This is a genomic window from Streptomyces sp. LS1784 (genome assembly GCF_020103755.1).
Lineage (GTDB): Bacteria > Actinomycetota > Actinomycetes > Streptomycetales > Streptomycetaceae > Kitasatospora.
The window spans coordinates 1-701 of sequence record NZ_JAHSQD010001230.1 but is presented as its reverse complement, the minus strand read 5'-3'; the positions used below and the strand labels follow the sequence as shown (position 1 = coordinate 701).

The following is a 701-nucleotide window of genomic DNA, read 5'->3' as shown; positions in this document are numbered from 1 at the left end:
GGGCCGCACGGAGGCACCCGCGACGCCGGCCCGGGCCGACCGGACTCCCCGGTCCCGACCGTCCCCGCCGCCGTGCGGGGGCGCCCCGGGCGACTGCCCGGGCCGTCCTGCCGTCCGTCGATCCGTCCGCGATCCCGCCCAGCGAATCCGCTCTGCCCTGGAGGTCTCCCATGCGCGTTGCCCTGCTCACCGAGGGTGCCCGTCCGCATCCCCAGCGTGGCACCGGAGGCTGGTGCGACCGGCTGGCCGAGGGCCTGCCGGAGCACGGGTTCGAGCTGTACCTGCTGACCGGCCCGGAGGGCACGGGTCCCGAGCGGCCGTCGCCCGCCTGGCGCGGTGCGTACGAGCTGGCGCTGTGGGGGCGCAGGCCGGACGGCCGGGCGCCGGGCGCGCTGCGCAGACGCCGGTACGCCGGAGCGTACGAACAACTGGTGCGGGCACTCGTGCTGCCCGGGGAGCGAGCCGGCTTCGGTCCCGGGCTGTACCGGCTGGCGGCGCTCGCCCGGGAGGACGGCACGCTGCCCGCCTTCCTGGCCTCCGCGCACGCCCGCCGGCTTCTGGAGCGGACCTGGCGGCTGCCCGGCGCGGACACCGCGGCCGGGCAGCCGCTGGTGTGCGACGTGCTGGTCGCGGCGGACCTGCTGGAGCAGTGCCTGCGCCCGCTGTCCGCACCCTGGTACGGCACCGGCCCCGGCGGCCTC

At 78.7% G+C, this 701-nt stretch carries 1 protein-coding gene; it reads left to right on the top strand.

The window, feature by feature from the left end; translation table 11 throughout:
- Positions 1 to 170: 170 nt before the first annotated feature.
- Positions 171 to 701: DUF3492 domain-containing protein (locus tag KS423_RS46695; RefSeq protein ID WP_224285687.1), on the top strand; the 531-nt coding region annotated here is incomplete at its 3' end.